General features: G+C 61.7%; 6 protein-coding genes. 2 read left to right on the top strand and 4 right to left on the bottom strand.

The features are described from left to right. From AC1DT2_RS13150 to AC1DT2_RS13140, 3 genes are all read right to left on the bottom strand, one after another. Positions 1-1,350, bottom strand: a 1,350-nt coding sequence (locus tag AC1DT2_RS13150; protein WP_477296728.1) for a serine hydrolase domain-containing protein, incomplete at its 3' end; no start/stop codon positions are given. A 96-nt stretch (positions 1,351-1,446) separates the two neighbouring features. Continuing rightward, positions 1,447-2,121: an HAD family hydrolase gene (locus AC1DT2_RS13145; RefSeq protein ID WP_477296729.1), complete on the bottom strand. Its 675-nt coding sequence runs from the start codon at positions 2,119-2,121 to the stop codon at positions 1,447-1,449. Positions 2,122-2,156: 35 nt separating this feature from the next. Beyond that, positions 2,157-2,831, bottom strand: coding sequence for a hypothetical protein (locus AC1DT2_RS13140; protein ID WP_477296727.1), 675 nt, complete (start codon positions 2,829-2,831; stop codon positions 2,157-2,159). 142 nt (positions 2,832-2,973) lie between these two features. Between AC1DT2_RS13140 and AC1DT2_RS13135 the strand changes: the two genes are divergently transcribed. Then, on the top strand, positions 2,974-3,744 hold the full coding sequence (locus tag AC1DT2_RS13135) for a hypothetical protein (protein ID WP_477296725.1): 771 nt from the start codon (positions 2,974-2,976) through the stop codon (positions 3,742-3,744). Positions 3,745-3,877: 133 nt separating this feature from the next. Continuing rightward, positions 3,878-5,113, top strand: coding sequence for a DUF1444 domain-containing protein (locus AC1DT2_RS13130; RefSeq protein ID WP_477296724.1), 1,236 nt, complete (start codon positions 3,878-3,880; stop codon positions 5,111-5,113). Positions 5,114-5,127: 14 nt separating this feature from the next. Here the strand turns inward: AC1DT2_RS13130 and AC1DT2_RS13125 are convergent, their stop codons facing one another. Beyond that, positions 5,128-6,705 (bottom strand): asparagine synthase-related protein, encoded by a 1,578-nt coding sequence (locus tag AC1DT2_RS13125; RefSeq protein WP_477296723.1) that lies wholly within the window; start codon positions 6,703-6,705, stop codon positions 5,128-5,130. Positions 6,706-6,787 lie beyond the last annotated feature (82 nt).

The following is a 6,787-nucleotide window of genomic DNA, read 5'->3' as shown; positions in this document are numbered from 1 at the left end:
GTGGGACATCGTGATCTGAAACGAGTCGGCATCAAAGTCATCGGCGAGTCGACCGCGAATGTCCATGGGCACGCTGTTATCCAGGCGATACGTGCCCTGGTAGTCCGCATAGGAGACGTCCGCAGGATCGAGTTCAACAGCATGCAATACCGGATCCACGCCCTGACCGATCATGTCGGACAAGGCATGCCGGATTTCCAGGCGCAGACGAGYACCGTTGGGGCTGTTGGTGAGTATCACGAAGCCGTCGCCTGTCTCCAGGTAACCTTCCATCCAGGCGCGGTAGTTGTCGTTGGACCCGCTGTGGAAGAAGACCCGCCCGTTACCCGATCCCAGCAGCTCCGGTCCAAGCCCTTGAGGGCTGGGCGACACGGGGCTCATCATTTGTGTGGCAAGGGCGCGCGACAGGAACCCGTTATGCCCCCGATAGCTCTCGATCAGCGTGGCAACCATGGCACCGAGCTCGTTCGCGCTCGTCCAGAGTCCCGAAGCGGCCTGCTCGGGAAACGACTGCCAGCCACGCGGCAACGCGATGAGCTTGCCTTGCTCATCGTGGGCCTTCGCGATATTGCCGCGCGAGGCCGACAAGGGACTCTCAAACGTGCTGCGCTGCATATGCAGCGGATCGAGCAGCCAGGTGCGGGCCGCCGTGGCGAAATCGGTGTGGGTCACGTCTTCGAGTAGCTGCTGCTCCACCTCGATGCCCCCTCCCGAATAGGCGTAGCGCGAGCCCGGCGGGTAGATAAGTCGAACGGCATGGTGTTTCGCAGGCGGCAGACCGTCCAGCGTTTGCAGCAGGGTCGGCACTTGCTCCTGAGGCAGGAAATCAGGGAAGCCACCCACGTTGAACCCGGAGGTATGCGACATCAGCATGCGCAGGGTTACGTCGGGATGGGGCGTGTCCTTGGAGGCCGGAACATGCCAGCTCGTCAGGTAGGTATCGATGTTGCGGTCGAGGTCCAGCTGCCCTGCCTGCACCATGCGCAGGATCATCACCGCTGTCGCTACCTTGCTGATCGAGCCAGCCGAAAACAGCGTATCGCCATCGACTTTGTCATTCGTACCCGCTTCCCGGAGCCCGTACCCCTTCACCTGCCAAACCTTGCCGTGGCGCAGCACCGCGATGGCAACGCCGGGGATGTGGTAGTACGCCATCCGGTCGCGAAGCGACCAATGTGGAACGGGCTGGCCGGCTTCCACGATCGCGGGGCGAAGGTTGTTTTCCCAAGAAGAATTATCGGTAGCTGACTCAGTAGCCGAAACGAGCGGAATCGAAAAAACAACGAACGCCAGGACCGCCAGTTTCCCGGAGAAGCCAGGTGTCTGACGCTGCACAAACGTGATCGACATAACGAAAGTATCCATCTTGTAGGAGGGAGGAGTTTTGGTTATTTCTTACCTTCCCATTCGTAGCGGGTGGCGACCGCTTCACCTGCCCTCTAACGCCTAAGCGCTGCGCAAGAACGCCACAATAGCCTCCTGCATGGCTTCTCTATCCCGGTATACGTGCCCGACGAGTCCAGCCTGCACCGCGCCCTCGACGTTGGCAGCCACGTCGTCAATAAACAGCGTTTCCTCGGACTTCCATCCAAGCTGTGCCACAGCCGCGCGGTACACTGCAGGATCCGGTTTCGCCGTTCCGAAGTCCGCAGCGACAAACGCCCGACCGGTGAAGACCGGAAAGAACTCGGGCACGATCGCCTGCCAGTGATCTGCGAGCAGCCGGCCATTGTTGGTAAGGATGGCGACGCCGGCGGTCTCGGCTACCGACAGTGCGAGCTCGATCGCCCACGAACGTGGCGTTGTCGCGCGTTTGCGTGCCTCCACCCAGGCTTCTGCGGAGACTGACGCGCCCAGATGCGCAGACAACGCGTCGAGATACCCGCGTGCGTCTAAACGACCAGTGTCAGCCGCCGCTTCGATGCCCGAAACGTAGATCGCTGCGTGTACGTCGAGCGTCGTCCTGCCCAGTGCTGACGAAAGGCAGGCAACGCGAACCGAAGGCTCGTAATCGACCAGGACGCCGTCCATGTCGAAGAGAACGTTCTTCAYTAATCGGGTCCTGACAGAAAATCTGGCGTTCCGATGATATATACCCCGGGCCGTAAACCGCCAGCTCATCGTTGCATGGAAACGTCCGTCTTCCATGCGGGCCCTCACCGATCCCCCCGTAAAAGAAGCCAACGACCGGCCAAAGCGCTCCAGAGCGGATACATGGAGCAACCGATCAACGTGCCAATGGCGAGCACCAGGTGAACGATCCCATTCGCCCTCTCCGTCCCGGGCGGAGTCGGATCGTCATCGGAGATCGGACCGTGCAAGATCGCTGGATCGACGAACAGCGCGTAACCGATGGGGAAAACGCTGATCAAAATGAGACCGACCCCTGCCACGATGCCTAGTCTCCGCAGACCCTTCGGTAGACCGTTGGCATGCTGCCGGCAGACGGCGATGAGCCACCCGCCAACCGCGCCCTGGGGGATCATATAGAGCACGTCCGCGACGATGTTGACGARGCTCAACACCATCAGGATAACGACCAGGGTGAGAAAGGCTCCCGCCGCGATACCCATCACCCGACTCGATCCGGGCGAATGCTGGCGAGCGATAGCGCCCAGCGCAAGGGCGAACGGCATCAGGCAGAGAGATTGAACAATGACCCCGGCATCATGGCTCCGGAGCAGAAGGTGAGAGGTCTGCGGATCCGAAGGTCTCATCACCAGGAACACGATGAGGCATGCAAACGCCGCGATGCCGAAGACGCCGCTGGTGATCGCCAGCCAACCTTGAAGTCGATATCCTGATATAGGACTTGCAGTTAGAGACTGCATTGTCATTCCCCCCTGGCTCCGGTGGATCATAGCCCGCTCCACTTGGCCCACGTCAATCGGCCTTTTTCTTGAGGCTGTCGATTTCCGCTTCACTCAATCGACGTCTGAATATGGCGACCTCCGCCATCCAGGAGAACCCAAGATGATGATCCGTCCTCTCAACCGTATGCACGGCAGGCTTCCGACCCGCCGTTTCAGCCACGTAGCAGCCTGTGCGGCGTCGCTCCTGTTCGGCCTCGCCAGCGCGGCGCTACACGCGAAAGACAGTCCGGGAATGGCACCGATCGACGCCTACCTGTTGGACCGGGCAACGGAAATCAGCCTGGCCAGGAGCGCCGCCCCGGCGGCGATTGCCAAGGATGCGACCGTCCTGGTGCTGACGCGTGCGGGCTACGAAACGGCGGTCAAGGGAAGCAATGGGTTTGTCTGCTACGTCGGCCGCGGCTTTGGTGGCGCCCCCGATTGGCCCGAGCGCTGGGACACCAGGATTCGTGCCGCCGCCTGCGATATTCCGCCGGCCGTGCCGACGATGACGGCCCTTCTGAAGCTGCGTACCGCCCTTACGCTTGCGGGCAAATCCGATGGACAGATCATGGATCGCATCAAGGCCGCCCTGCGCACTGGCGAGATTCCGCCGCTCGCGGCCGGCGCCATGTGCTACATGATGTCGAAGAACGCGTACCTGTCCGCACAGGGTGAGCACAACATGGCGCACGTCATGTTCTACGTCCCCACCAAGGACGCCACGACCTGGGGTGCGAACCTGCTAGGTTCACCCGTGATCGGCGGCAGCTACTGGTACCTGCTTCCGGGCCATGATGCTGACATCGCCGCCCTTCCGCCCATCTCAGTCTTTTTGGTGGCGACAAGCACGTTCTCGGACGGCACTCCGGTAGTGCCCCACGGCATGTAAGCCACCGCACTTCCAGATCATAACGCCAAGAGCCGAGCGCCTCGGGATGGATGGCTCCTGCCCGTGCACACCTTGGCAATCCCCCGCCCTGTCGGCTAGATTCCCTGCCACATACTGCCCTCAAGGACCGTCATTGCGCATCCTCGATAGGTTCCGGCGCACGCTGTCCAAAGACGACTTCGCCGCCCTGGTCATCCAACGGGCCGAAATCCTCGCTCAGCCCGTATCTGCAAGGTATGACGCCGAGGTGTTCCAGATCGACTTCGAGCTGGCCGACGGCCAGCCTTGGCTCATGAGCCTGCACAACGCTTTCAAGGATGCGTCGGCAGTCCCGCCAAAGCAACGTAACGACATCGTCGACAAGTATCTGGCGAGCATGACCGACGATCATCCTGACGAATGCGCCGAAGATACCCTTGCCAGGCTCATGCCAGTCATCCGCGATCCGGCCATGTTCGCCTGGGGACTACTCTCGGCCCGGCTTTCCGGGCGTACAGGTACGGGTGGAGGGCCGTGTCTTCGGCCCTTTGCCGATAACTTATCCGTCGCCCTTGTACTGGACTCCGAGCACGCCACGACGACCGTTAGCCTTAAGACTCTCACCTCCTGGGGCCTGGACGCCGAGGCTGCCTTCGCGCGCGCCTTGACCAACTTACGCGACAGGACCAGCGATGCCGGCATGGACCGTCACGGCGGCATATGGATCTCCACATGGAACGACGTTTACGACGCCTCCCGGATGCTGCTTACGGACATGATCCATCGGCTGCCCGTTCACGGTGAGCCTGTGGCCGTGATTCCTTGCCGGGACAAATTGTTCGTTACAGGCAGCCTCGACGACGAAGGTGTCGCGCTGATCGCGACGCTCGCAGCAGGTATTCTCGAAGAGGAGACGCGTCCGCTGAGCGGCCAACTCCTTGTTCTTCGCAGCGGCGCGTGGATTCCGTTCCAGGGAAAAGTGCCCACGGAGACGGCCAGGCGCTTGAACGTGGCGCGGTACAAACGCCTCATCGGGACCTACGACGATCAGAAAACACTACTTGAGAAAGTCCACGAGAAGGAAGGCGCGGATGTCTTTGTCGCCACGTACCATGCTGTTGAGCAAACGGATACCGGACGAATCACTGGATCGGCGCAATGGACGCGTGACGTTTTGACCCTTCTTCCCCGTTGCGACGAACTCTGGTTATTTTGCGATCAACGAAAGGAAGTGCTGGAGATCGGGTGGGATGATGCCGTCGCGTACATCCCTGAACTAGCGACACCGGTCGATGACCTCGATCCGCCGCGCTTCCGTCTCACCGACTTTCCTGATGATGCGACCTATGACGCGTTGAAGCGGCGAGCGGTCCGCATCCGTGCGCTTTAGCCAGACGTGCGGCTTCATGACCCAGCCTGACGCGCACACCGCTCCAACCAGAGAAACGAAGCAAACGCCGACGTAGCCGGATGCGACCGGCTATCGGTAATTGTTTCCAGCAAGCCGAGTACCGCATTCCGATCCACCAACCCCAGATCAGCCAGCGCGCACTCCTTCAATTGCTTAGCCAGCCTCCCGGCATGCTGTGCAATCAAAGGCGGTAAGACATCAGCGAATGTCTCCTTCAGATACCCCCTGGGAAACACATCTCCACCGAGATGGCTCTCAAGATACCGTCGCATGACCTCCCTCCCCTCACGACTGCTCCGCGGCAGTCGATGGCATAGGCGGGCAAGCCGCGGATCACTCAGTGGGTGAACCGGCCACTGTCCATGCTTCAGCAGATCCGGCGCGCGGCATGCGTTTGCCAGCAGCGATGTCACGGGCACCGGACTTGCCGGTGCATCGAACAGTGGGAGGTTGCGTGCCGCGGCCAGCGCGCGTGGCGTGAGCAGATCTTCTGCATAGCTGCGGGCATCGCGTGCCCACATCGGCCCCTTCGCGGCGCCGACGGAGATCTCGTCAAGGTACGCCGGGAACAATTCGTCCCCTCCAACGCCGGTAAAAAGCGTATGACGCCCTTTGTCGCGAGCTGAAGCCCACAGCGCCGAACACGCCTCCAGGTAGAACTCGCGACAAAAGCCATGGGGCTCCCGCGGCGCGCTCAGGGCGAGGTTAGGGGGAAAGGCCGTGATGTCGACTACGTGATCGGATAGGCGCAGCCGCTCCACCATGAGCTGCCGGCGCCGCACCTGCGGGGCGCGAACCTCGCCGTCAAGCAGAATACCCTTGCTATCGATGTCGTTGTGAAGGCTCGCGAGCGCAACGGCGACCGTCGCCGAATCCATACCCCCGCTCAGCTCAAGCGACACACTCCCGTCGAGCCATGGCCGCAACTGCACGGCACGCCGCAACGCTTCGGCAAACCGCGGCAGCATGTCCTCACCGGCGTCCACCGCGGGACCACCTTCCTCTATCGAGTCGGGATAGCGAAACCGTGCCCTGCCCGGCTCTACGTGCAGCGAGGCGCGCTCGGTGAGCAACACCACGCCGGTGTACAACTGCCGCGCGGCGTAGGTGGTGCGCAGGGCCAGCTGGTGGCTCGCCACCTCCATGTCGAGCACGGCTGGGCGGTCGGCAAAATCCGCTGAGTCCCAGGATACGGCGAGCCGCTCATCCGTTGCCCTGCAATAGACAGGCGCCGTGCCAAGCATGCCGGCACAAATGCGCAGGCGGTGCCCTGCCTGGGCAACCTCGATCAGCACATAGTCGAGGGGCCAAAGCATGCATTCCCGATGAAGCGAACGATACGCCGTTTCATCCTGCGCATCGACGACAGCACCATGTCCCTTCGTGCTGCTAGCGGTATCGGCCGTGCGCTCCCTGACCACGATGAACCAACGGCCTGGCGACCGTACCAAGAGCGTCTCAAGCATCGGATGGGCGTACGGGGCAACACGGCTTGAACCTATCGCCAGGTGATCGTCATGCCACGCGGGCTCGAGCGCCAGATCAGCTAACGCGATATCCGCCTTGAGCACCAGCCAACTCCTTCGAAGAAAAAGCCGCCTCGTTGACGAGGCGGCTTCGGTGTCTTATGACAGACGCGACTACGCTCAGGGC

The organism is Luteibacter sp. P4_E6, assembly GCF_056401535.1.
The sequence above is the reverse complement of the archived record's forward strand: the minus strand, read 5'-3'. Positions and strand labels throughout refer to the sequence as shown.